We start from the raw sequence: 24,972 nt of genomic DNA, 5'->3' as shown, positions 1-24,972 counted from the left end.
GGCGTACTGGCTTGACCAAGGCTGACCCTGGTCGGAAACGACAACGACTTGAGTGTCGGTGCGATAAGATCTTGATCAGCCATGTCGGTCCCCGTTTTCATGACCTTAGGGTCGGGATGGTCGTGACGCAATCTGTGCCCCCTCCATGCGGGGTGCGCATCGCAATGCCTCGGGGGATGCGATCAGCAGAGTGTCTTGTATATGACGGCAAACGGTGGGCAGTCGCGGGGGACGTCCACCCGCCACCCTCAGGCAGCCGCGGCGGATTTCGATTCGGGGCAATAGCGGTCGAGGAAGGTCTGGTGGTGGGGGAGTTGGCTGACCGTGGCGGCGACCTGGGCACTGATGGAGGCTAGGATCTGTTGCAGCTCGCCGGGGGGCATCAGGCGGGCGACGGGGTGGTGCTGGACGGGTTCGAGGCGCTGGCCGAACATGACCTGCGTCCAGGAGGCGACGCGGAAGAGGTCGTGGCTGGCCTGGTACGCGTTGGCGCTTTGGCGGAACAGGTCGATCCGTTCGGCAAGACTGTCGGGGATGCGCATCTCGCGGCGTTCGCGCCAGAAGGGCTCGTCGCGCTCGTTCAGGTGATAGTGCAGGATGATGAAGTCGCGGACGCCTTCGATCTCCGTCCGTGACTGTTCGTTGAAGCGCGCGATGGCGGCTTCGCTTATCTTGCCGCCGGGATAGAGTTGAAGGAAGCGGATCAGCGCGATCATAATCAGGTGAATGCTGGTCGATTCGAGGGGCTCGACGAAGCCGCCGGCGAGGCTGAGCGCGATGCAGTTGCGATGCCACGCTTCCTTGCGCCGGCCGGTGCGGTAGCGGATGAGGCGCGGTTCGATCAGCTTGCGGCCCTCGACCTGCGACAACAGGCGGTCACGGGCGGCATCGTCGTCCAGATAGGCCGAGCAATAGACCAGGCCGTTGCCGACGCGGTGCTGTAGCGGGATCTTCCAGCGCCAGCCGCAATCATGCGCGATGGCGCGGGTATAGGGGACGGCCGGGCCGGTGGAGGCGGTCTGCATCGCCACCGCGCGGTCGGTCGGCAGCCAGTGCGACCAGTCTTCGTAGCCAATGCCAAGCGTTTCATCGATCAGCATCCCGCGGAACCCGGTGCAGTCGAAGAAGAGGTCGCCTTCGATCCGCGTACCGTTCTCCATGACGATCGCGGCGATGTCGCCACCCACGCCGTCGCGTTCGATCCGGCCGATGCGGCCCTCGACGCGGGTCAGGCCGTCCTGCTCGCAACGCTGGCGCAGGAAGCGCGCGTAGCGTCCGGCGTCGAAATGATAGGCGTAGCTGAGTGGCGCGTCGGGGCCGGTGGCGAAACGGTGTGCGGCGGCGGCCTGATGCTCCGGGCAATAGTCGCCGAGCGGGCCGGCGACGCCCTGCGCGCGCGCCTCAAGCCAGAAATGCTGGAACTCGCTCATCCACGTCGATTTGCCGACATCGCCGAATGAGTGGATGTAGCGGTCGCCGTCGCGCGCCCAGTTTTCGAACGAGATGCCGAGTTTGAAGCTGGCCCCGGTCGCGGCCATGAACTCCTGTTCGTCGACGCCGATCAGCGTGTGGAACGCGCGGATCGTGGGGATCGTCGATTCACCGACGCCGATGGTGCCGATCTCCTCCGATTCCACCAGCGTGATGTCGGCGAGCTGGCCAAGTTGTCGCGTCAGGATCGCGGCGGCGAGCCAGCCGGCGGTGCCGCCGCCGGCGATGACGATACGGGTGGGGCGCGGTGTGTCGGTCATCGATTGATCCGTTGCAGGAGCTTGGCACGCAGGCGGCGGGCCGAGAGCGTGTCGAGCGGGGCGAGGTCGCCACGTGCCGCCTCGGGCAGATGCGCGGCGGGGCGATCGGCGGAGCCGAAGACGTAATAGTCGAACATCGCGCGCCACGCGGCCTTCTCTGCCACAGGACGGTCGCGCAGGCTGAGCAGGCCGTGGAGCAGCGTGTTCATCGGCGTGTCCATGAAGGCGGGCGCGTCGTTCCACCAATAGTTGATCATCATGTTGAAGCCGGACAGCGCCTCGACATGATGCCACCAGAGCGCGGGGTAGACGACCGCATCGCCGGGGCCGAGTTCGGCCACCTGCGCGGTCTCGATCGCCTTGGTAAAGTCGGGGAAGCGGTCGAGATCGGGCGCGCGGAAGTCGACGAGCGAGACGACCTGGCCGCCGGGTGTGGGTTCGAGCGGGCCGGGGTAGAGGTTGGACACCTGGTCGGGCGGGAACAGCGTGAAGCGGCGCGTGCCGGCAACGACGCAGGCGATGTTGTTCGACATGTCGTGATGCGCCGACGCGGTGGTGCGGTTGCCGATCCAGATGCTGGTCAGGCCGCGGTCGAACGCCGCGCCGGGCAGCGGGTTCTGCGCGGCGAGGCCGGGGAAATAGAGGTCGAGATCGGTCGAGCCGACGTAGAAGGAGGGAGCGTCCGCGTCGTCCAGATGGGCCAGGATGCGGTGGAGATAGTCGTCGAGCCGGACGCGTTCGGCGTCGAAGTTCAGCCGGGTCAGGTCGTCGGTGTAGCCGTAGCGGCCCCCGATGTCCGGGGCGGCGGTGTAGCCCGCGCCGGGGCGGCCGCTGTAGAACGGGAGGAGATAGTCGACCGCGGCCTGCGGACTTTGGCGGCCGGCGGCGACCAGTGGCCAGTCGGCGGCGAGGCCGCGGATGATGACCGGCTCGTTCGCGGCGATCAGCGCGCGGTAGTCGGGCGGCGTCGTGCCGGCGTCGATCTCCGCCACGCGGCGGTCCGTGATCGGCAGCGAGGCGGCCGGTGCAGTCATGCGGTGGCGGCCTGGCGGTTCTTGAGGTCGATCAGCTGCTGCATCGTGCCGAGCGAGGAGGCCGCCATGATCGCGGCGCGCAGGAGCCCGCGGCGGTGGAGGTCGGTCAGCGTGTCACCCGACAGGGCGGCGAGCGCGTCCTGGTCGATGACCATCAGGTCGGGCAGCTCGTAGCCCTGCTCCTCGCTAACCGCGATCTGCAGGCTGATCGGCTGGAGCAGGCCAGCATCCTCCAACGCGGCGTAGATTTCGGGCGCGCTTTCCATGCCCTCGTAGATGACGCGCAGGACGCCCGCCATGTGATCGAGCAGCGGCGCATTGCCGCCCTGTTCGAGGAACAGCGGCAGGCCGCCGTCGCCGCCGACGCGGGGGTCGTCCATGTCGACATGGATCATCGGTTCGCCGGGCGTGTCGGTGCCCGGGGCGGGGCGCGCGACGCCGATCGAGAACGGGCCGCGGCGCTGGATCGCGGGGACATAGGCGCTGGTCCAGCGATCGCCGGACAGGAACAGGTTTTCATCGCGGTCGAGGCCGAGCAGGACGAACGCCTGCATCCCCGCGTCGCCGCGGCGGAACACGATGGGGAAGGAGCGCTGCGCTTCCTCGAACTCGGACGGGAAGATCGGCATCTGGTTGACGCTGTCGCCATATTCGGCGCCCGCGCGGATCGCGACGTGCAGGTCGGCATGGTCGATATTGTTGACGAGAACCGGGTTCATGGCGTGCGCGCATCCTCTGCCGGCGGCCTTCTTGATAGGGGTGCGCCGGTCGCTTGCAGTCTAGGGCTTCGCGGTGGGGCTGGAAAGAGAAAGGCCGCTGCGAACAGCGGCCTTTCCTTTATTTCCGAGACCGTCGAACCACCGCTTTAGAAGCGATAGCGACCACCGATCAGGATGCGCGGACGCAGTTCCTGAGCGAAGACGAGGTTCTCCTTCGTCCGGGCGTAGGTCCGGACGCTCTCGCTGGTCAGATTGATCCCTTCGAGCGATACGGCGAACTTCTCGTTGATGTCGTAGCTGATGTTCGCATCGAGCGTCCCGAACGCGGCCGTGAAGGTCGGGTTGCGACCATCGCCCACGTTGGTCGCACTCAGATACTTGGCGCGCCAGTTGTAGGAGACACGCGCCGACAGGCCGTTCTTGTCGTAGATTGCCGTGGCGTTGGCACTGTCGCCAAGACCGGTGAGTGCGAAGATGTTGACGGTCGGATCGGCGTAGGGATCAACGTTTACGTTGCCGCTGACCTTCGTGAAGGACAGGGCGTAACCGAAGCCCGAATTCCCGAAGAAGTTCGTCCAGGCCACTTCGAAGCCATGGATCTTGCCTTCACGGTTGTTGAGCGGTTGCGAGACGGCGAAGTTGAACAGTGGATCCTGCGCGTTGGCGGTGACGTCCACGCCGGTGAACAGGGCAGTGGCGAAATCTGGGTTAATCACGCCGTTATTCGAATTGGCGAGCAAGGTCGCGGTTGCTGCCGCCACGTTTCCGCCGTTCTGGGCAAGCAGCGCCGTGTAGGAGAACAGGTTGACGTCGGTTATGCCGAAATTGTTGAGCGCCAGCTGTTCACGAGCCGTACCCGAACGGGACCCGGCTGCACCGGAGCTCGGATCGCGCAGACCAAACAGGTTCTGACTGACGATGCCCGTGCCGATGAAATTCTTCACGCGCTTGTCGAAGAAGCCGACCGAGACGAAGCTGGAGGGCTTGTAATACCACTCCACCGATACGTCGAAGTTGTCGGAGATGAGCGGCTGCAGGTTCGGGTTCTGTGAAGTGCCGGTAGCAACACCACCGATCGTCGTGGGACGAGGCGGCTGTACCACAGTCGCGGACGCAAAGAGGTTGCCGAAATCGGGCCGGGCCAGCGTCTTGCTGAACGAGGCGCGAGCCTTGACGTTGCGCACGACTTCGATGTTGAAATCGACGGCGGGAAGCAGGTTGCTGTACTTGCCGCGACCGCTGACGGGCGTGGTGTCGGTACCAGCGAAATTGACGAAGAAGTCGTTGTCGCTCTGCCAGATGATGGCAGTTGGGACCGCCTGAAGCGAGTTGGCACGAACGCGGGTCTGTTCGTAGCGTGCACCCATCAGCAGGTTTGCACGATGCCCGGCAATTTCGCCGTCCCAGGTCAACTGGCCAAACACGGCCCAAGTCTTTTCACCGACCGTGTCGTTGAAGCTGCCACTGGCATTCACCGGGTTGCCGCGGCTCGCATAATAAGGCGAGAAAAGATTGTTCAGGTCGACGGCGTTGCCACGAAATGCCGTCAGGCTCGCGCCGGACGAGTTCGGGTTGAACTTGTCGAACTTGCAGGTCAGGCAATAGGTCTGAACTAGGTCGGACGCCTGCTGGCTGATAATTCCAGTGTCGCCCACGCCCCAGTCGCCGAGCGCCTGTTGCGTCTGCGAACCACGCGAGTTCATTTTCTGGTCGATGTAGTTCCCGCCGAAGTCGAACCGGCTGCCCTCGCCCAGATCCCAGCCCAACTGCACACGGCCTTCATTGATACGCTGGCGCTGCTGCGCCGTCACCGTGCGCCCGACCTGCGTGCCCAGATCGCCAAGGTCGAGAATGCCGTTTCCGTTGCCCTTGATGCTGTCGTTGATCGTGATCGACTGCTGCGGGAAGCCGCTGGTGAAGTCGACAGATTGCGACTGGCCGACTGGCGCGGCAAGCGAGACCAGCGTGGCGGAGGTGCCGTTCGGATTGTCCGGCGTGGTCTTCGACGTCGAGTGATGCCCGTCGAGCGTCAGTGTCAGGTTATCGGCGAATTCCCACTTGGCATTCGCGCCAAAGGACTTCAGCTGCGTTTCCGTCGCAAATGACTGCTGCTCGAAACCGTTGTCCTTGGTCCCGTCATCGTTCCTTTGCAGGATCAGCGCGCTGGCGAACGGCTTGCCCGTGTCGAACGTGACCTGGTCGAACGGACGGTTGAACCAGTTGGTCTGCTCCGCGCGCTGTTCGCTCAGCTTGTTCTGTGCGAACAGGCCGTCGACGGTGAATTCAAGGCGATCGGACGGCTTGAATTGAAGCACGCCCTGCGCGTTGATGCGCTCACGCCGGTTTTCGGAGAATGCGTAACGGCTGTCGTTCGGGATCAGCACATAGGGCGTGTCCGCGCCCGGACGGTTGGTAATTTGCGTCGTCGGGCTCACATAAGCGTTGTCGGAGCCGAAGAAGGTGCTGGTCGGAACGACGTTCCAGTAGTTCGGGGTCGAGCTGACCGAAGTCGAGTGACGCAGCTGGTAGCTACCGAACAAGGACGCGCCGAAGGTCTGGTCCGTGTTCGTCCAGCTCAGGACGCCGGAAACTTCCGGCGTCGCGCGCCGCTTCTTGCTTTCGGCATCTTCAACAGACGTGTCGTACAGCGCCTTGGCGCCGATCGAGCCGTTGAAGCCGCTTTCCTTGGCATCAAGCGGCTTGCGGGTGATGATGTTGATCGTGGCGCCGATGCCGCCCGACGGGATGCTCGACCGACCGGTCTTGTAGACCTCGAGCGTGCTGACGCCTTCCGAGGCGAGGTTCTGGAAGTCGAACGAACGGCCGGTGCCGCGCGCGAACGCGTTACCGCCGCTGGTGTCGACGTTCGACGCCGGGAGCTGGCGACCGTTGACGGTGACGAGGTTGAAGCCGCCGGAGAAGCCGCGGACCGCAACCTGCGAGCCTTCGCCGTTCACGCGGTTGATCGACACGCCAGTGATTCGCTGCAGCGATTCGGCGAGATTGGTGTCGGGGAACTTGCCGATGTCTTCGGCCGAGATGGCGTCGACGACGCCGGCCGAGTTACGCTTGATGTCGATCGCGCGGTTCAGCGATGCGCGGACGCCGGTGATGACGATCTCGTCACCTGTCGTGCCGGCATCGGCCGGCGTGTTGACCTGTGCGACGGCCGGTGCGTTCTCGGCACCCGGCTGTGCGTTGGTGGCCGGGGCGTTCTGATCGATCCCGCCAGGCTGTGCCAGCGCGGGCATCGCGATGACCATTGCGATCGCGCCGACCGATGTCGAGCGAACAAGCAAACTCAAGAACTTAGGACCCCGCATAACCCCTCCCGTTACGGCTCGTCGCCGTTTTTGTCATACTTAACATTGCCGATTATTTTCAGCGTTACGGCGGACTTGCTACCACTTCGGTAAGCGTTGTCAATTATGTCGTGTCGTCTTTGTGATGATGTGTGCAGTTAGAAACACACACGAGGCGGTAGCGGTAACGTCTTCGCCGGGGCGGACGGACAGTTGCGGCTGTTCAATGAGGCGAAATGTCATACTGGCGGACTAGGGACCTCGGAGGAACAACATGTTCGGGGGACATGAAAAAGCCCCCCGACAACCATCCGGGGAAGGTCGTCGGAGGGCTTTGTTGTTCAATATTAGAACTGTAATTCTGATTTAGTTTGAAATGACGGATGTTGCCGAGCTGATACGCTTAACATCTTCACGTCGGACGGGGGCCGCGGACGCGACCCCTCCCCAATGTGGCTCAACGGTGCAGGTCGAAGCGGTCGGCTTCCATCACCCTGACCCAGGCAGCGATGAAGTGGTTCACGAAACGATCCTCGCCGTCGCTGCTGCCGTAGACTTCCGCCACGGCGCGCAGTTCGGAGTTGGAACCGAACACAAGATCGGCGCGCGTGCCGGTCCACTTGGCCTCACCGTCGACGGTCGCCTGGAACGTCTCCGATTGCCGATCGAGCGGGCGCCAGGTGGTGCCGAGCGAGAGCAGGTTGACGAAGAAGTCGTTGGTAAGCGTACCGACCCGATCGGTCAGGACGCCCTGGCTGGTGCCCTTGTGCGTCACGCCGAGCACGCGGAGTCCGCCGATCAGCGCGGTCATTTCCGGCACGCTGACGTTCAGCAGGTTGGCGCGATCGATCAGCAGATATTCCGCGGGAAGCCGGCTGTCCGGGCTCTTGTAGTTGCGGAACGCATCGGCGCGCTGCTCCATCTGCGAGAAGGACTCGACGTCCGTCTGCTCCTGCGTCGCGTCGACCCGGCCGGGGGTGAAGGGCACGGTGAGGTCACGCCCCGCGGCCTTGGCGGCCTGTTCGATGCCGACGCTGCCGCCGAGCACGATCAGGTCGGCGACCGAGACGGTCTTGCCGCCGTTGGCACTGCCGTTGAAGTCGGCGGCGATCGCTTCGAGCGCGGTGATGACCGGGCCGATCGTGGCCATGTCGTTGCTCGGCCAGCTGCGCTGCGGCTCCAGACGCAGGCGTGCGCCGTTGGCCCCGCCGCGCTTGTCGCTGTGGCGGTAGGAGGAGGCCGACGCCCAGGCGGTGGTGACCAGCTGAGTGATGGTCAGGCCGCTGTCGGCGATCCGCTGTTTGAGAGCGGTCACATCGGCATCGTCGATCGCCGGGCCGGTCGCGACGGGCAACGGATCCTGCCAGAGCAGGACTTCCTCCGGCACTTCCTTGCCGACGTAACGGGTTTTCGGCCCCATGTCGCGGTGGGTCAGCTTGAACCAGGCGCGGGCGAACGCGTCGGCAAAGCCGGCATTGTCGTTCAGGAACCTGCGTGAGATGGCCTCGTATGCCGGGTCCACGCGGAGCGCGAGGTCGGTCGTGAGCATCGTCGGGCGGTGGCTCTTGGACGGATCATGCGCGTCGGGCACGTCGTGTGCGGCGTCCTTCGCCACCCACTGATGCGCGCCGGCCGGGCTTTTGGTCAGTTCCCATTCGTGGTTGAACAGGTTCTCGAAATACAGGTTGGTCCACTTGGTGGGCTCCTGCGTCCAGGTGACCTCGAGGCCGCTGGTGATCGTATCGCCGCCGTTGCCGGTGCCGAAGCTGTTGCGCCAGCCAAGGCCCATCTCCTCGAGCGTGGCGCCTTCCGGCTCCGGGGCGATATATTCGGCCGGATTGGCGGCACCGTGCGTCTTGCCGAAGGTGTGGCCGCCGGCGATCAGCGCGACGGTCTCCTCGTCGTTCATCGCCATGCGGCCGAACGTCTCGCGGATGTCGCGGGCCGACGCGGCCGGATCCGGGTTGGCGTTGGGGCCTTCCGGATTGACGTAGATGAGGCCCATCTGGACCGCGGCGAGCGGGGTTTCGAGCTCACGGTCGCCCGTGTAGCGCTCGTCGCCGAGCCAGGTGTTCTCCGGACCCCAATAGACGTCCTCGTCCGGCTCCCACACGTCGGCGCGGCCGCCCGAGAAGCCGAAGGTCTGGAGACCCATGGACTCGAGCGCGACGTTGCCGGTCAAGACGATGAGATCGGCCCACGACACGGACTGGCCGTACTTCTGCTTGATCGGCCAGAGGAGGCGGCGCGCCTTGTCGAGATTGGCGTTGTCCGGCCAGCTGTTGAGCGGTGCGAAGCGCTGCTGCCCCGCACCGGCGCCACCGCGGCCATCGGCGACACGGTAGGTGCCGGCGCTGTGCCACGCCATGCGGATCATGAACGGGCCGTAGTGACCGAAATCGGCGGGCCACCAGGGCTGCGATGTCGTCAGCATCGTGGCGATATCGGCCTTCAGTGCGTCGAGATCGACCTTCTGGAATTCCGCGACATAGTCGAAGTCGTCCGGCAGCGGGTTCGACATCGGCGGGTTCTTGGCGAGGATCTTGAGGTTGAGCTTCTTCGGCCACCATTCCTGGGTGGGCGAACCCTGCGTCGGATGTGCGACGCGGTCGTGCGCGATGGGGCATTTGATCCCGGCGGCGGCTGCGCCGTCGGTGTTCATTTCGGCTTCGACTGCGTCGTCATGCTTGACGTCGGCCATCAGGCTTCTCCTACTTCGTCGGAAACTGGGGTGGAACTGGCGGCGGCGGCGCATTGCGCACACTGGCCGCGGTAGATGACCTCGGCCTCGTCGATGACGAAGCCAGCCGAGTGACTCGGCTGGAGGCAGGGAGCGGCACCGATCGCGCAATCGACATCGACGACCAGACCGCAGTTGCGGCAGACGAGGTGATGATGATTGTCGCGGGTCCGCGTCTCGTACAGCGCAGGGCCGCCATCCATTGTCACGCGGCGCAGGAGGCCCGCGACGGTGAGGTGGCCGAGGCAGTCATAGACCGCCTGATGCGACACGTCGGGTAGCGCGAGTGTAACCGATTCGAGTACGGCGGCGGCGCTGGCGTGAGGGCGGGTGGTGACCGCGTCGAGGACCGCAACCCGTTGGCGGGTGACGCGCATGCCGGCGGCGCGGATCAGGCTTTCGGAGGGGACTTCGGGTGTTGGCAGCATGTGACGGTTATAAACCCTAATCTTGAATGGCTCAAGATTAGGGTGGCCGGGCTGATTGCCCGGGTCATTCGGGCGAATAAAAAAGGCCCGCTGCTTGCGAGCGGCGGGCCTCGGTAGTGTCAGCGTTCGCCTTCGCCGCGTTCGTTCTCGCCGCCCTCGGCTTCACCTTCGCCGCGCTGGCCGCGCTGCTGCTGGACGGCACGGGCGCGGCGCGGGTGCTTGACGATGTGGCGGGCGCGGGGCGGCGGGGTGGCACGGCGGCGGCCTTCACCTTCGCCCTCACCTTCGCCGCGTTCGTTCTCGCCGCCTTCGCCGGGCTGGTCCGCGGTGGCCGCGAACGGCGTGGCGGCGGCGGCTTCGGTCGCCATGACGGGGCCGGTCTGGGCGATCACGAAGGCACCGACGCCGACCCATAATTTGGTACGCATAAACAATACTCCTTGTTCGATCGAAGGTTGGCGGCGACTCCACCGAACCGTTAGGGCGCGTAGCCCACAGCCCATGCCGGAACCGTGAGACCCCTATGCTGATCATGATCGCCAACGTCCTGGATGCCGACAATCTCCGATGGTTGCGCAATAATCTCGAACAGACGCGGTTCGTAGACGGGCGCCAGACGGCCGGGCGCGAGGCGCGGGTGGTGAAGAACAACGAGCAGGTCGACCGCGGCGACCCGTTGCTGGAGGAGATGCAGGAGCTGGTCATCGACCGGCTGCTAACCAACGCGCTGTTCCGGATGGCGACGCGGCCGCACGTCGTGCGCCCGCCGTTGTTCAGCCGGTACGAGCCCGGGATGGAGTATGGCAGCCATGTCGACGACGCGATCATGGGGGGCATGCGGACCGACGTGTCGGTGACGATCTTTCTGTCCGAACCCGACGAATATGACGGCGGCGAACTGGTGATCGAGTCCGCGGCGGGCGAGCAGGACGTGAAGCTGTCGGCGGGATCGGCGGTCCTTTACCCAACGACGTCTTTGCACCGCGTGGCGCCGGTAAGCCGCGGCGAGCGGCGGGCGGCGGTCACCTGGGTGCGGAGCCTGGTGCGCGATGCGGGCGAGCGCGAGCTGCTGTTCGACCTGGAGACCGCGCGACACGCACTGTTCGAGCGGCTGGGCAAGACGCCGGAGCTGGACCTGCTCGCCAAGACGCAATCGAACCTGCTGCGGCGCTGGGCGGAGGACTGAGGCTTATTTCGCGGGCGCGCGCGGGCTGAGCCAGCCGCTGTCGGCGAGCCAGTCGTTCAGCCGGTCGGGCCAGTGCAGGATCGAGATGCGGTTCGATTCGTCGAGATTGAAGGCGTGATCGCTGTCGGCATACATATGGAGTTCGGCCGAGACGCCGGCCTTGCGGAGCTGTTCGTAGAGCGCAACCGTGGGCGCGGCGCAGCAGGCGTCGCGGCTGCCCGCGACCAGGAAGGCGGGCGGGGCGGTGGCGATCGCCTTTGCGGGGAGGCCGCGCGGGCCGGGGAAGACGAGGATCTGGAAGTCGGGGCGTGCGGGCTGGCGGTCGATCGCGTCCGCGGGGGCGCGCGCGGCGGGTTCGGGATTGTCGGCGATCAGGGTCACGAGTTCGCCGCCGGCCGAGAAGCCCATCGCGCCGACGCGGGTGGGATCGATACCGTAGTCGGCGGCATGGGCGCGGACCCAGCGCATCGCGCGGCGCGCGTCGGCGGCGGCGTCCTTCTCAACCGAATAGGGTGAGCCGGGCTCGTTCGCGAGGCGGTATTTGAGGACGAAGGCGGTGACGCCCATCCGGTTGAGCGCGGTGGCGACCTTCGTCCCTTCGTTGGTCCAGACGAGCAGCTTGTGCCCGCCGCCGGGCATGATGACGACGGCGGCGCCGTTGCGGTGCGCAGGGGCGGCGGGGAAGGCGATCAGCGAGGGATCGTGGATGTTGCGGACCCAATAGTCGCGCGCGACTTCGGGCTCCGCCCGGCGTGCGGCCGATCCGGGCGCACCGTTCGACCAGAGCGCGATCTTGGCGTAGCGCGGTTCGGACTGCGGGGCGGGATCCTGCGCGACGGACGGGGTGGCCGCCAGCAGGCAAGCGAGGAGGAGCAGGCGGCGCATCGGGGTCTCCCGGACTGTTCTTGTTATGTGACCGGTATCATCGCCGGCCGGGTGCGGCGGCGCAAGCCTGTCCTCACTTTGCGTCCGGCCGCACGCCGCTTTCGGCGATGACGCGGCGTGCGGCGGCGGGCCAGGCGTCGCCGGTGACCGCGATGTTGCCGTCCGCCCGGTTGTTTAGATAGTCGGTCCAGGACCCCTGCAACCGGCCACTGTTGTACCAATTGCCGGTCGCCAGATTGTCCATCGCGGTGCGTTTCGGCGCGATATGATCCTGCGAATTCAGGTTCAGCCAGACGCCGCCGACCCGGTCAATCACGTTGTTGCGGACGGTGACGTAGCGCGACCCTTCGTCCAGATAGATCGCGATGCCGCCGGACCCGGCGACGTCGGCGATGTAGTTGCCCGCGATCAGCGCGCCGGGATCGGCGGACAGATGGTAGATCGCGCCACCGTCCGGGAACCATTGTTTCACGCGTGTCACGCGGTTGCCGACGATCGCGGTGTCGCGCAGCGTGGTGGGCGTATCGTAGACGATGTTGCCGGGCGCATCGTAATAACCGCGCTGCCCGCGCCAATATTCCGCGCTGCCGCCCGGATCGTTGGTGCCCCAGCCCCAGCCGACGTCGATCCCGTCATAGGGCGTGTCCGACACGTCGTTGTTCAGGATGATCGTGCCGGACGCATAGGTGACCAGGATCGCCGACTGTTCCTTGTAGTCGTGCGAGACGCCGCTGATCCGGTTGTCACGGATCAGGATGTCGCGCAGCCCCATTTCGGGCCGCGACGGATGGTGCGCGTCGGCCTGAACCCCGCCGACCATGATGGCACCGCCCGCCAGATCGGTGAACAGGCTGCGCGTGACGGAGATCGCGCTGGTGCCGAGACCGATGCCGCTGTCGTTGGCATCGGCGTTGTTGCCGATGCCGAGCGCGACCTGGCCGAGTTGCGAGAAGCGATCGTCGTCGAACGTGATGCGGGTGGCCGCGGCGACCTGCACCGCGGCGGGTTGTTGCGCGAAGCGGTTGCGCATCGCCTCGAACGGGCGGCAGCCCCAGCTGCAGTCGCGGATCGGATCGGACGGATAATCGGTCAGTGCGCCCGCGAGGTAGGACCCGCTCTGCTGGCTGGCATAGCCTTCGGGACCGGAGGGTTGCAGCCAGCTGGTGTGGCGGAAGTCGAGCCGCCGGAATTCGAGATCGCGGACCGGGCGGTCGTAGCTGCCGGCGATCGACACCAGCCGTTCGAGCCGCGGCAGGACGACCGCGATGCGGCGCATGTCCTCACCGACGCGCGGCTTGTAGTAGAGCGCGCCGGCCTTCGGATCGGCGTACCACTGGCCGGGTTCGCGGAGGAAGGCGAGCGCGTTCACCAGAAACAGGCGCGCGACCTCCGCCGAAACGGGCCGGGCGACCGTATCGTAGCCGACCAGATTGTTGCGCCAGCCGGGCTGCTGCATGACGATGTGGTCGCCCTCGATCCGCTCCACCATCGCGTGGCGGTGGGTGAACCAGCTGGTGCCCTCCACCTCGATCCGGTCCTGGTCGGGCAGGTTGGTCAGGACGCGCCACGCCGGGTCGGTGATGGTTAGGCCCCAGGGGTGGAATGCAACCGCGCTGCGCGGGATTTCCACCGTCGCGCGCTGGGCGAGTCGGCCGCCGACGTCGAGCTGGCGCGGGTCGCTGCCCTTGGGGATCGTTGCCGACCAGATGCCGCGGGTGTGATCCGCGATGCGCCAGCCGATGACGGGCACGCCGCCGGACAGGATGGGGTGGGCGCCCTCCGCCCCCTCCCACCGCACGACGAAGCCATTCTGGCCGCCGTCGTCCGCGGTGAAGCGCAGCGGGACGGCGAGCCGGTAGGTGCCGTCCGCGATCCGGACGGTGACGTCATGATCGCGGTTGAGGCGGCGCACCGCGGCCTGCGCACGCGCGAAGCTGGCGAACGGGCGGGCGGCGGACCCGTCGCCGTCGTCCGACCCGGTGGTTGCGACATGGAGGACGACGGGGACGGGGGCGGGGCGGTTGGGGATGACGATGCGGTGCGGGCCGGCGATGGTGGTGTGCGGCGGCATGCGGGGAATGGGGGGCGGCGGCGGAAGCTGCGCGATCGACGGTGCGCCGAGGCCGAGCATGACGGCGAGCAGCCGCTCCCGGAAGTTCCGCATCGTCACCCTCTCGCTCCGCCCCGTCCTTGCCGTCAGCATCGGGCGGTTTGGACGAGCGGTCAAACGGCGCGGGTCAGAAGATCAGCAGCGCGGCGGCGAGCGAGAGCAGGAGCGCCACCAGCGAGGCGGCGACGATGACGAGGATCGGTTTCGCGCCGGTGCCGAGCAGCGCGTTCATCGGTGCGCGGATGCCGGTCGCGGCCACCGCGCAGGCGAGGAGGGCGGTCGCGACGACCTGCGCAGAGCGGCCGACGGCGGCGGGAACGGGCAGGACCGAGTTGAGCGCCGCGACCACGAAGAAGCCGGTGACGAACCACGGCACGGACAGCCGCGCCTTCGTGCCGTCCGCGCCGGGGAAGCAGGCGGCGATGAGCGCCAGGACGGGGGCGAGCAGCGCGACGCGGGTGAGTTTGACGATCGTGGCGACTGCGCCGGCCTCGTCGGAGAAGGAGTAGCCGGCGCCGATCGCCTGCGCGACGTCGTGGATAGACGCGCCAAGCATGAGGCCCGCCTGGCGGTCCGATAGGCCGATCTGGTGCGCGATCAGCGGGTAGAAAAACATCGCGGTGGCGCTGGCGGCGGAGATGCCGACCAGCACGAGCGTCAGCTGCGCCTGATTGACGCGCCGCTCGCCGAGCGTGGTGGCGAGCGCCAGCGCCGCCGACGCGCCGCAGATCGCGACCGATCCGCCCGCCAGCACGCCGAATGCGGACGACATGCCGAACGCGCGCGACGCGAGGATGCCGACGCCGAGCGTGACGAGCAGGATCAGCACGACGGCGAGCAGCGCCATGGGGCCGAGCGCCGCGATCTGCCCGCCGGTCACGCGCGCGCCGACCAGCACGATGCCCCAGCGCAGCAGCGTCCGGGATGCGAACCCGAGCCCGGGGGCCATGCGTGGATCGTTGCCGAGGAAGTTGAGCGCGAGCCCGATCAGCAGCGCCATCAGCGTCAGCGGCGCGCCGTAATGATCCGCGACGAACCCGGCGGCCATGGTGGCCAGCGCGGCGACGATCAGGCCGGGCAGCACCGCCGTCCAGCGGCGTGGCGGTTCGGGATCGAGATCGTTGAACAGGTCCGCCGCCAACGGCCGGCCGAGCGGCGGGGCGATCATGCCATGTCTCCGATCGCGGCGAAGAGGCCAGCATGCGGGCTGCCGGCGCGCCAGAAGACGGGGGGCCGGCCGGGCGGGGCGTCGACCTCGACCGTGCGGCCGCCATCATGCTGCGTGCCGGACCAGAGGTGGACCCAGGTCGCGCCGGCGGGGAGATAGGCGGTCCAGCGGTCGCGGTCGGGTTCGATCACCGGTGCCACGATCATGTCGCGGCCATAGCCATATTGCGTCTCGATGCCCCAGCAGTCGGGATCGTCCTGCCAATCGAGCATCAGCGGGCGCTGGACGGGCAGGCCGGTCTTGGCGGCTTCGTCGCACAGCGTGGCTACATAGGAGGCGAGCGCGGCGTGGACGCGGGTCATCGCGGCGAAATGGGCGAGCACAGTGGGGTCGCCGTCGAGCTGGAGATTGTCGTCGGGGCGGTTGCCTTCGTGACTGCGCATGACGGGGGTGAAGGCGCAGAGCTCGCTCCAGCGCATGAGAAGCTCGGGCGTGCGGACGTTGCCGTAGAGGCTGGTGTAGCCGCCCAGATCGCTGTGGTGATAGGCGTTGCCCATCATGCCGGACGACAAGGCGGCGCGGATGACCGTGCCGATCCCGTCATGGCGCGAGAAATCGACGCACTGGTCGCCCGCCCAGAGCAGCGGGCAGTGCGCGCCGACTCCGGTAAAGCCGGCGCGCATGAAGAACAACGCGTCGCCGGTGCGGTCGCGCGAGGCGATGGCGCGGGCGTTCACCTCCGCCCAGATTGTCGGCCAGGCATTGTGCGCGAGCATGCCGTCGGTGCCGTCGTGCAGCCGGACGTCGGTGGGGAGATACTCGCCGAAATCGGCCATCCAGCCGGACAGGCCATAGTCGAGCATCTCGCGCCCGATGACGCGGTCGGCGAACCAGTCGGCCGCCGCGGGGTTGGTGAAGTCGACGACGCCGCAGTCGAATTCGCCGAAATCGACGATATAGGGCTCGTCCGCGTCCTGGCGGAGCGCGAGGTAGCCGGCCGCGCGGGCTTCGCCGTAGAGCGACCCGTCGATGGCGAGATAGGGGTTCACATAGCCCAGGAAGCGGATGCCGCGGTCCGCCAGTGCGGCGATCCACTCGCGCAGATGGGGGTAGCGCGTTTCGTTCGCTTTCCAGTCCCAGAACAGCCGCTTGCCGAAGCTGGTGACGCGCAGTCCGACCCAGTCCTCGCACCACAGGCCCGACACGACCGCGCCGGCGGCGATCATCGCTTCCATCCGTGCGAAGCTTTCGACGCCCTGTTTCAGACCGAGGATCGCGCCTTCGTAGGACCAGGCGGGCAGGCGCGGCTGGCGGCCGAAGCGGGTCGACAGCTGGCCGACGATGGCGGCGAAGCGATCCGCGGCGAACAGCTCGATCCGCGCGGGGACCTCCCACGCCTCCAGTTCGTGGAAGGCGGGATCGCGGAAATCGAAGCAGCTATAGGCGGTGGTGTCGAGATGGAGCGCGTAGCGGCGTGAGGAGACGTAGGTCGGCTGCGGATAGTTGGTGTTCCAATAGTCGCCGCCGGAGCGGCCGTCGCGGTCGCACTGGAACGTCATCTGCGTCGACTTGTCGCGGCCGACGCCGGGTTCGGACGTCCAGAGCGGGAAACGCCGCCCGGCCATGTCGAAATAGGACAGCTGTTCGCCGCCGCCCCACAAACGCTCGCCCGGTTCGGCGACGCAGCGCAGCCAGAAGCGGTTGAGCGCGGGATCGAGCGCGGTGAGCGCGAGGCCGGCGTCGTCCACCGCGATGCGGAGCAGCGGCGGCGTGCCGGCGGATGCGGCCAGCCAGATGACCGCGCCGGCCGGCGTGGAGTCGATCGTGCTGTGGGTGAGCGGGATGCGTGCGTCGAGCCGGTCGGACAGGACATAGTTGCCGCGATAAGCATCGACATCGGCGGTGCCGGTGCCGACGAACAGCGCGGGGCTCGCCGGGCGGTGGTGGAGCAGTAGCGCATCGCCGGCCATCAGGTCGAACCCGTCGCCTGCCGGGATCAGCCGGACGACGGTCATGCGGCGATCCGCGCGCGATGGTCGCGGATCGCGGCCATCGCGACCTGGCGGCCGACGAGTGCGAGTTGGCCGGCGACGACCGGGTCGCTGCAACCGCCATGGGCATCGAACCGGCATTCCGCGCTGTTGATCGCCGCGGCGTAGGGCGTCGGCCAGCCGCGGAGCGCGTGGACGATCGCGCGGAGCGCCGCGACGGTCGATCCGGCGGCCTGCCACCCGTAGGCCGTGGCGATGACGCCCACGGACAGATCCGCGAGGTAGACCCGTTCGTCGCGGGCGGTTTCCTCGAGCAGGTCGATCGCGTTCTTCACGAGGCCCGACACGCTGCCATGATAGCCGGGACTGGCGATGACGACGCCCGAGGCGCAGCGGATCGCATCGACCAGCGCGACCTCACCCGGCAGCCGTTCGGCGCCTGGGGTGTAGAGCGGCAGGGCGGCTAGGTCGGCGCCGCCGAACAGCAGCGTTTCCGCGCCGTGATCCGCGGCTGACCGCAGCGCGATGGCGAGCGCGCGCTCGGTCGAGGAGCCGGGGACGGTGGTCCCGCCGAGACCGACAACGAGGGGGCGGGCGACGAGAGGGCGGGAGTCCATGGCGATCATCGTCGCTCCGTTCGCGGCTGGCGTGACGTCCGGGGTCGTATCAGTCGAGCGTGAGCGGGCCGTGCTGCATACGGGGCAGGACGTGGCGGGCGAACAGATCGGCCTCGGCGGCGTGCGGGTAGCCCGACAGGATGAACGCCTCGATCCCCATGTCCTGGTACATCGCCAGCTTGGCGAGGACCTGGTCCGGATCGCCGACGATCGCCGCGCCGCAGCCGGAGCGCGCGCGGCCGACGCCGGTCCAGAGATTCTCCTCGGCATAGCCGTCGTTCGCGGCATTTTCGCGCAGCGCGGCCTGTGCCGCGACGCCGGCGCTGTTCGTGTCGAGCGACTTGGCGCGGATCGCCTCGCCCTCCGCTGCGTCGAGTTTGGACAGCAGGCGGTCGGCGGCCTGGCGTGCTTCGCTCTCGGTATCGCGGACCACGACGTGCGCGCGGTAGCCGAACTTGAGCGTACGGCCGTGGCGGGCGGCGCGGGCGATCATGTCGTCCATGATCTCGCGCACGACCTCCTTCTTGTCGGGCCACAGCAGGTAGACGTCGCAGCCCTGCGCCGCGGCCTCGCGCGCGTCCGGGGAGAGCCCGCCGAAATAAAGCGGGGGGCAGGTGCCGGAGACGGTGGTGACCGCCGGCGGATCGAGCTTCAGCTGCCAGAACTCGCCCTGATGATCGAGCGGCTGGCCGTTGAGCATCGTTTTCAGAATCTGCATCGCCTCCAGCGTGCGGGCGTAGCGCGGGGCGGAGGCGAGCTTTTCGCCCGGCAGGTCGGACGAGATGATGTTGACGGTCAGCCGGCCGCCGAGGATGCGGTCGATCGTGGCGATCTGGCGCGCGAGCTGCGGCGGCCAGCTTTCGCCGATCCGGACGGCCATGAGCAGGCGGATCCGCTGGACCATCGTGGCGATCGCGGCGGCAAAGGCGGTGGTGTCGATGCCGAGCGCGTAGCCGGACGGGAGCAGAATGTTGTCGAACCCGCCGCTTTCGGCCTGGAGCACGATATCGCGGCAATGTTCCCAGCTCGACCGCAGCTTCGGATCCGGCACGCCGAGAAACTCATAGTCGTCGTCGCAGAGCGCGGAAAACCAGCTGACTTCGCAAGACCGGGTCATGGCAGTTTTTCTCCGAGGCTCGCTTCGAGGACGGCGTACCATTCGGTCCGCGTCCAGCGCGGTGTGTAGGCGTCCGGGATCGCGGCGATGCGGGCGGGGTTCTGCGTGCCGACGATCGGGATTGGGCGGGCGGGGTGCGCCATGATCCAGCTATAGGCGACGGCGGCGCGGTCGACGCCGGCCTCCGCAGCCTTCGCGTCGAGCAGCGCCACGACGGCGCGGGCGCGCGCGTCCTGCGGATCGGCGAGCCGGCCGCCGCCGAGCGGGGACCAGGCGAGCACGGCCATGCCGCGTTCCATCGCCTGGTCGATGATGCCGTCGAACAGCGGCGTCGTGGTCAGCGCGGAGAATTCCGGCTGGTGGCTGACGAGCGGCACGGGGAGGAAGGCGGCGAGCGCGGCGGTTTGCGCCGGGGTGTGGTTGGACACGCCGATCGCGACGATCTTGCCGGCGGTGCGGGCGTCGTCGAGCGTGCGCGCAACTTCCTGCGGATGAGTCAGCAGGTCCGGGCGGTGGATCTGGTACAGATCGATCCGGTCGCAGCCGAGCCGCGTGAGCGACGCGTCGATCGCGCCGGCGAGATAGGTCGGGCTCGAGTCGTAAGGCACGCCCATGCTGATCCCGCCCTTGCTGGCGAGCACCATGCGGTCGCGGAGCGCAGGCGAGTCGGCCAGCACGCGGCCGAGCAGCGCTTCGGCCGCACCGAACGGTTCGCCATTGTCGGGGCCGTAGATGTCGGCGGTGTCGAGCAGCGTGATGCCGGCGTCGAGCGCCGCCTCCACCCGGGCGCGAGCGGCGGCGACGTCGTCCCCCGCATAACGCCACATGCCCCATGCGAGGGTGCTGACGGTGAGGCCGGTGTCGCCGAGGGCGACGGTGGATTGCGGTGGGATGATGTAGGACACCGTTGTCTTATGCCGCCGGATCGGCATAAAGGAAAGACCCAAAAGGGAAAGCGGCGATCATCGGGGTTGCAGCGGCGATAGCAACGCTGCGCGGCATCCGGGCGCGGCGAACGATAAAAGGCCTTCAGGCCGGCAGTGGAGGAGGATCGATATGACGCCCAGGACGAAACGGATCGTGATGCTGCTATGTGCGGGATCGGCGATGATCGCAGGCAACGCGTCCGCGCAGGATATTGCACCCGCCGCCGGCCCCGTCCCGCCGGCCGACGCCGCCGCGACAAGCGCGCCGGGTACGGCAGCGGAAACGCCGGCCGCGGAACCGGCCCCCGCCGGACCGTCCCAAGCTGGCGATATCGTCGTCACCGCGCAGAAGCGCAGCGAGCGGTTGCAGGACGTGCCGGTTGCGGTGTCGGTCGTCAGCGGGGCTGCGTTGTCCATGATGGGGCGGCCGGGGCTGGAGGGTGCGGTCAACCTGGTGCCGGCGTTGAATTTCCAGAAGTCGGGGACCGCGCTCAACCAGTCGCTGTTCCTGCGCGGGGTCGGGACCACGACATTCTCGATCGCGGGCGAGCCGTCGGTTTCGACGGTCGTCGATGGCGTTGTGTTCGCGCGGTCGGGCGAGGCGTTCGGCGATCTGGTCGATATCGAGCGGCTGGAGGTGCTGCGCGGGCCGCAGGGGACGCTGTTCGGCAAGAACGCGTCGGCCGGCGTCGTCAACATCGTGTCGGTGCAGCCGACGCGCGACTTCGGCGGCTATGTCGACGGCGGGTTCTTCACGGGCGGGAACGAGCGGCGCGTGCGCGGGGCGCTCAACATCCCGGTCAGTGACAACCTGCTCACCCGGTTCACCGGCTTCTACGGCAAATATGACGGCAATATCCGCAACCAGGCGACCGGCGGCGGCCGGGTGAACGGCTACGAGCATTATGGCGGGCGCGCGCAGATCAAGTGGACGCCGAGCGACAGCACCACGATCGCGCTTATCGGTGACTATCACCACAACAACGACAATTGCTGCGCCGAGGTGATCGGCACCGGCGCGCTGAACGCCGCGGGCGAAGCGATCAGCAGCCCGGTCTTCTCCGTCCTGCCGACGCCGCAGGGCGACGAGACGCGGACCGTGAACCAGGATCTGGTCACCCGGACGAAGGAAGAAGGTTACGGCGTGTCGCTGCAGCTCGACACCGAACTCGGCACGCAGACCGTGACGAGCATCACCGCGTACCGCGATTACCGCAACACCGAGATTCGCGACGGCGATTTCCTGCCGCGCGCCTATGCCGGGTTCAACCAGCTGCACGATGTCGGGCCGCAGACCGGCAACACGTTCAGTCAGGAATTGCGGCTGACGTCACCCGCGCGGCAGTTCCTTTCCTATGTCGTGGGCGTCTATTATTCGCGGGCGGAATCCGAGCGGACCTATTCGCGGTCGGACGTCGTGTGCAGCGCGGCGACGCAGGCGACCACGCTGGTACCGTGCGGCGGGGCCGGGGCGAGTGCCACGACCACGCCGTTCGGCGTCGCCAACTTCGGGTCGGTGTTCAAGAACATCTCCGCGTTCGGGCAGGGTACGGCGAACTTCACCGACCGGTTCCGGTTCATCGGCGGGCTGCGCTGGACCGCGGATCAGCTCGACGTTTTCCACAGCCGCACGACGACGTTGGCTGGCCCCGGCATTCAGCCGAGTTTCCCGACGACGGCGACCGGCACGGGCACGCCGGGTAGCGTGTTCCGTGGCAAGACGACCAACACCAACCTGTCGGGCAAGGCGTCGCTGCAATATGACGTGACGCCGAACGTCACGGCCTATGGCGGTTACACGCGCGGCTATAAGGGGCCGGCATTCAACGTGTTCTTCAACCTGACCGCGACGGGCACCAACGCGATCGCGGCGGAAACGTCGGACAGTTACGAGATCGGGCTGAAGAACACGCTGTTCGGCGGCAAGCTGACGCTGAACCTCGACGCGTTCTACGCCAAGTACGACAATTTCCAGGCGAACAACCCGGATCTGGTGGCGGGTGTGGTCGTCACGCGGTTCACCAATGCGGGCAAGGTTTCGACGCGCGGGGCGGAGGCGGACATCGTGTTCCGCCCGGTCGACGACCTGTCGATGTCGGGCGGCATCGCCTACACCGATGCGAAGGTCGACCGGTTCTTCCAGGCGCCAGGTGCGGCGGTGACGGCGGTGATCCCGGCCGGCACCTCACTGCCGTTCGCGCCGAAGTGGAAGGGCTCGCTGGGCGTCGATTATCGCTGGCGGACGGGCGGGTCGTACGACCTGTTCCTGGGTGCGCAGGGCAATTACCAGTCGAAGCAGCTCGCGCTGTTCTCGCCCGATGCGGTGCAGCGGCGGCTGGGGACGATCGACGGCTATGGCCTGATCAACCTGTCCGCCGGGGTGGGCGACAGCGAGGACCGGTACCGGTTGACGTTCCAGGTGAAGAACCTGCTCGACCAGAGCTTTGCCGCGGCGATCCAGAATGGCGGGCCGGCAGGGTCGTACCGCTACCAGATCCCGCGCGATGCCGATCGCTATTTCGGGGTGAACGGGCGCGTCAACTTCTGAGGTTGATGAGCGCATGAGAAGGGCGGTCCCGGAGCGATCCGGGGCCGCCCTTTCTGCGTCAGTGGCCAGTCGGCACGGTGCGGAAGCTGCCCGGTTCGGCGAGCGTGAGGCGCGGCACGAGCAGGTGGACCAGCAGCAACGCGACCAGATAGGAGCCGCCGCACACCATGAGCAGCGGGCCGTAGCCATAGCCGTTGTCGAGCGAGAAGCCCGCCGCTTCGATCATCGCCATACCGCTGAGATTGCCGGCGAACGCGCCGATGCCGATCGCGGTGCCGATCATGCGCGCGGGAAAGATGTCCGCCGTCATGCCGAACACGTTGGTCGAGAAACCCTGATGCGCGAACAGGCCGAGACCGAGCAAGCCGGCGGCGACCCAGGCATCGTCGGTCAGCAGCACGGCGGGGACAGGCAGGATGAGGATCGCGTAGAGCAGCATCGACCCTTTTCGCGCGCGGTTCATCGGGACGCCGCGGCGGAGCAGCCAGGTCGGCAGCAGCCCGCCGCTGAGCGAACCGAGCGCCGCCAGGAAATAGATGAACGCGATCGGCAGGCCCAACTGGCCCTGCGACAGGCCGAACATGCGGTGGAACAGGTCGGGCATGAAGAAGAGGAGGAACCACCAGCACTGATCGCTGAGCGCTTTTGCCGCGACGATCGCCCATTGCCGCCGGTCGCGCAGCATGCGGCCCCACGGGACAGCATCGGCGGGGGCGTCGACAACGGCGCCGTCGGGGGTGCGGGTGGTGCGCGGCGTGACGACCAGCCAGACGACGACCCAGACCAGGCCGAGCCCGCCGGTGATGAGGAAGGCGGCGCGCCAGCCGAGCCAGAGAGCGAGCGGCGGGATGGCGAGCGGGGCGGCGACTGCGCCGAAGTTGGACGCCATGTTGCCGATGCCGAGCATGAGCGAGCGTTGTTCGGGGGGAAAGTAGGTCGCGGCGGTCTTGACCTGCGCCGGCGTGCCGATCGATTCGGCGGCACCGAGCAACGCGCGGACGCCGATGAAGCCGGACACGGTCGAGACGAACGCATGCGCCATGCCGGCGAGGCTCCACGCCGCGACGCCGATCGCGAAACCGCGGCGCAGGCCGATGCGGTCGATGAACCAGCCGGTGCCGAGGAACGAGACGGCAGCGCAGAACTGGAACGCCGAGGCCATGTGGCTGTAGTCACGATCGGACCAGCCATATTCGTCCTGCAGCATCGGTTTGAGCAACGCGATGACCTGGCGATCGACATAGTTCAGCATGATCGCGGTGAAGGCGAGGACCACGATCGCCCAGCGTCGGCCGTTAACAGGCTGCTCCATCCCCACATCTCCTTCTTATTTAGGACAACGGTGTCCTAACCTTGTGATATGGTCAAGCCGCGGGTGGCGGTGCGGTCGATTCGCGGACGATCAGGCTGTGGTCCAGCCGGCGTTCGACGGTGTCGCCGGGGGCGAGCAGCAGATCGGCCGCCGCGATGGCGAGGTTGCGCACCGGTTGTCGGATCGTGGTGAGCGGCGGCCAGACGACCTGCGCGAGCGGCGCATCGTCGAACCCGGCGACCGACAGCATGGCGGGCACCGCGATGCCGCGGCGATGCGCGGCGACGAGGACGCCGGCCGCGATGTCGTCGCTGGCCGCGAAGATCGCGGTCGGCGGATGCGGCAGATCGAGCATCGCGTCGGCGGCGGCCTTGCCCGATGCGAAGTCGAACATCCCCTGGCGGACGAGATCCGGGTCGGGTCCGATGCCGGCCTGCTCAAGCGCGCGGAGGTGACCGGAGAGCCGCTGGTCCGACGAGGCATAGCTGCGGTCGCCGACGACGAAGCCGATGCGCATGTGGCCGAGCGCGAGGAGGTGCGACGTCATGTCGAACGCGGCCTGATCGTTGTCGATCGAGGTGGCGGGGACGCCGTCGATCGGCCCGCCGGGTTGCAGCCGGACGAACGGGATGCGGCGCCGTTCGAGTTCGGCGATCACGCGCGCATCGTCGCAGGCCGGCGGGGCGAGCACGAGGCCGTCGGGATGCGCCTGATCGATCAGCGCCACGATGGCGTCGAGCAAGGCGGGCGTAGCGCGATCATAGGGTTGTGCGATCATGCGGACATTGTCGCGGCCGCAACGTTCGCGGACGCCGGCCTGCACCTCGTACACATACCACGGGTTCGGATTGTCGCAGATCAGCGCAATCTGGTGCGACCGGTGCCCGGCGAGGGCGCGCGCCGCCTGGCTCGGTTGGAACCCGATCTCCGCCATGATGGCCAGCACGCGCTCGCGTTTTTCCGCGCTGACATATTGCTGGTCGTTGATGACGCGCGAGACGGTCTTGAACGACACGCCGGCGAGGCGCGAGACATCGCGGATGGTGGGGCGGCCGGTCGATCGCGTGGGGGACGCCGAAGGCGAAGTGTCTGACATTCCTTTGCCTACGCCATGACGCGCGGGCGGGAAAAGGGGATT

The 24,972-nt window shown here is 67.4% G+C and carries 18 protein-coding genes; 2 read left to right on the top strand and 16 right to left on the bottom strand.

Features of this window, described 5'->3' with window-relative positions; all coding sequences use genetic code 11:
* Window positions 1–248 precede the first annotated feature (248 nt).
* From IEX50_RS13240 to IEX50_RS13210, 7 genes are all read right to left on the bottom strand, one after another.
* Complete coding sequence (locus tag IEX50_RS13240) at window positions 249–1,751, bottom strand: tryptophan halogenase family protein (protein ID WP_157176314.1); 1,503 nt, start codon at window positions 1,749–1,751, stop codon at window positions 249–251.
* The gene (locus IEX50_RS13235; RefSeq protein ID WP_157176315.1) at window positions 1,748–2,785 is read right to left on the bottom strand and encodes a cupin-like domain-containing protein; all 1,038 of its coding nucleotides are present in this window, start codon (window positions 2,783–2,785) and stop codon (window positions 1,748–1,750) included. Before IEX50_RS13235 ends, IEX50_RS13240 begins: the two co-directional genes overlap by 4 nt.
* Window positions 2,782–3,504: a SapC family protein gene (locus tag IEX50_RS13230; RefSeq protein ID WP_157176316.1), complete on the bottom strand. Its 723-nt coding sequence runs from the start codon at window positions 3,502–3,504 to the stop codon at window positions 2,782–2,784. Before IEX50_RS13230 ends, IEX50_RS13235 begins: the two co-directional genes overlap by 4 nt.
* Before the next feature lie 146 nt (window positions 3,505–3,650).
* On the bottom strand, window positions 3,651–6,755 hold the full coding sequence (locus tag IEX50_RS13225; protein ID WP_308419292.1) for a TonB-dependent receptor: 3,105 nt from the start codon (window positions 6,753–6,755) through the stop codon (window positions 3,651–3,653).
* Window positions 6,756–7,263: 508 nt separating this feature from the next.
* Window positions 7,264–9,468 (bottom strand): catalase/peroxidase HPI, encoded by a 2,205-nt coding sequence (katG, locus tag IEX50_RS13220; protein ID WP_198350652.1) that lies wholly within the window; start codon window positions 9,466–9,468, stop codon window positions 7,264–7,266.
* A 38-nt stretch (window positions 9,469–9,506) separates the two neighbouring features.
* Window positions 9,507–9,974, bottom strand: a complete 468-nt coding sequence (locus tag IEX50_RS13215; protein ID WP_157176319.1) for a Fur family transcriptional regulator — start codon at window positions 9,972–9,974, stop codon at window positions 9,507–9,509.
* A gap of 119 nt (window positions 9,975–10,093) precedes the next feature.
* On the bottom strand, window positions 10,094–10,402 hold the full coding sequence (locus tag IEX50_RS13210; protein WP_188699481.1) for a hypothetical protein: 309 nt from the start codon (window positions 10,400–10,402) through the stop codon (window positions 10,094–10,096).
* Window positions 10,403–10,497: 95 nt separating this feature from the next.
* Here IEX50_RS13210 and IEX50_RS13205 point away from each other — a divergent pair, with 95 nt between their 5' ends.
* Window positions 10,498–11,160 (top strand): Fe2+-dependent dioxygenase, encoded by a 663-nt coding sequence (locus tag IEX50_RS13205; RefSeq protein ID WP_157176321.1) that lies wholly within the window; start codon window positions 10,498–10,500, stop codon window positions 11,158–11,160.
* 3 nt (window positions 11,161–11,163) lie between these two features.
* Here the strand turns inward: IEX50_RS13205 and IEX50_RS13200 are convergent, their stop codons facing one another.
* The 7 genes from IEX50_RS13200 to IEX50_RS13170 form a co-directional block, all read right to left on the bottom strand.
* Window positions 11,164–12,045 (bottom strand): alpha/beta hydrolase, encoded by an 882-nt coding sequence (locus IEX50_RS13200; RefSeq protein WP_157176322.1) that lies wholly within the window; start codon window positions 12,043–12,045, stop codon window positions 11,164–11,166.
* A 73-nt stretch (window positions 12,046–12,118) separates the two neighbouring features.
* Window positions 12,119–14,209, bottom strand: a complete 2,091-nt coding sequence (locus IEX50_RS13195; protein WP_157176515.1) for a right-handed parallel beta-helix repeat-containing protein — start codon at window positions 14,207–14,209, stop codon at window positions 12,119–12,121.
* 73 nt (window positions 14,210–14,282) lie between these two features.
* Window positions 14,283–15,323, bottom strand: a complete 1,041-nt coding sequence (locus tag IEX50_RS13190) for a YeiH family protein (RefSeq protein WP_157176323.1) — start codon at window positions 15,321–15,323, stop codon at window positions 14,283–14,285.
* Window positions 15,320–17,338 carry an alpha-glucosidase gene (locus tag IEX50_RS13185; RefSeq protein WP_157176324.1) on the bottom strand — a complete coding sequence of 673 codons (2,019 nt, stop codon included), beginning with the start codon at window positions 17,336–17,338 and terminating at the stop codon, window positions 15,320–15,322. The genes IEX50_RS13190 and IEX50_RS13185 overlap by 4 nt, the downstream gene beginning before the upstream one ends.
* Complete coding sequence (locus IEX50_RS13180) at window positions 17,335–17,940, bottom strand: NADPH-dependent FMN reductase (protein WP_373285317.1); 606 nt, start codon at window positions 17,938–17,940, stop codon at window positions 17,335–17,337. The genes IEX50_RS13185 and IEX50_RS13180 overlap by 4 nt, the downstream gene beginning before the upstream one ends.
* A 40-nt stretch (window positions 17,941–17,980) precedes the next feature.
* Window positions 17,981–19,048 (bottom strand): LLM class flavin-dependent oxidoreductase, encoded by a 1,068-nt coding sequence (locus IEX50_RS13175; RefSeq protein WP_157176326.1) that lies wholly within the window; start codon window positions 19,046–19,048, stop codon window positions 17,981–17,983.
* A complete protein-coding gene (locus IEX50_RS13170) occupies window positions 19,045–19,953 on the bottom strand; it encodes an aldo/keto reductase (protein WP_373285316.1) in 909 nt (302 codons plus the stop codon). The genes IEX50_RS13175 and IEX50_RS13170 overlap by 4 nt, the downstream gene beginning before the upstream one ends.
* 151 nt (window positions 19,954–20,104) lie before the next feature.
* On the opposite strand from IEX50_RS13170, the gene IEX50_RS13165 reads away from it, so the two are divergent.
* Window positions 20,105–22,522: a TonB-dependent receptor gene (locus IEX50_RS13165; RefSeq protein ID WP_229674000.1), complete on the top strand. Its 2,418-nt coding sequence runs from the start codon at window positions 20,105–20,107 to the stop codon at window positions 22,520–22,522.
* Between the two features lie 58 nt (window positions 22,523–22,580).
* On the opposite strand, the gene IEX50_RS13160 is transcribed toward IEX50_RS13165, so the two are convergent.
* Window positions 22,581–23,834, bottom strand: coding sequence for an MFS transporter (locus IEX50_RS13160; RefSeq protein ID WP_157176327.1), 1,254 nt, complete (start codon window positions 23,832–23,834; stop codon window positions 22,581–22,583).
* Between the two features lie 52 nt (window positions 23,835–23,886).
* Entirely contained in the window at window positions 23,887–24,930 is a 1,044-nt protein-coding gene (locus IEX50_RS13155) for a LacI family DNA-binding transcriptional regulator (protein ID WP_157176328.1), read from the bottom strand.
* Window positions 24,931–24,972: the final 42 nt, after the last annotated feature.

It is taken from the genome of Sphingomonas prati (genome assembly GCF_014643515.1).
GTDB lineage: Bacteria > Pseudomonadota > Alphaproteobacteria > Sphingomonadales > Sphingomonadaceae > Sphingomonas_R > Sphingomonas_R prati.
Note: the sequence above shows the minus strand (reverse complement) of the source record. Positions and strands in the feature narration are given on the sequence as shown.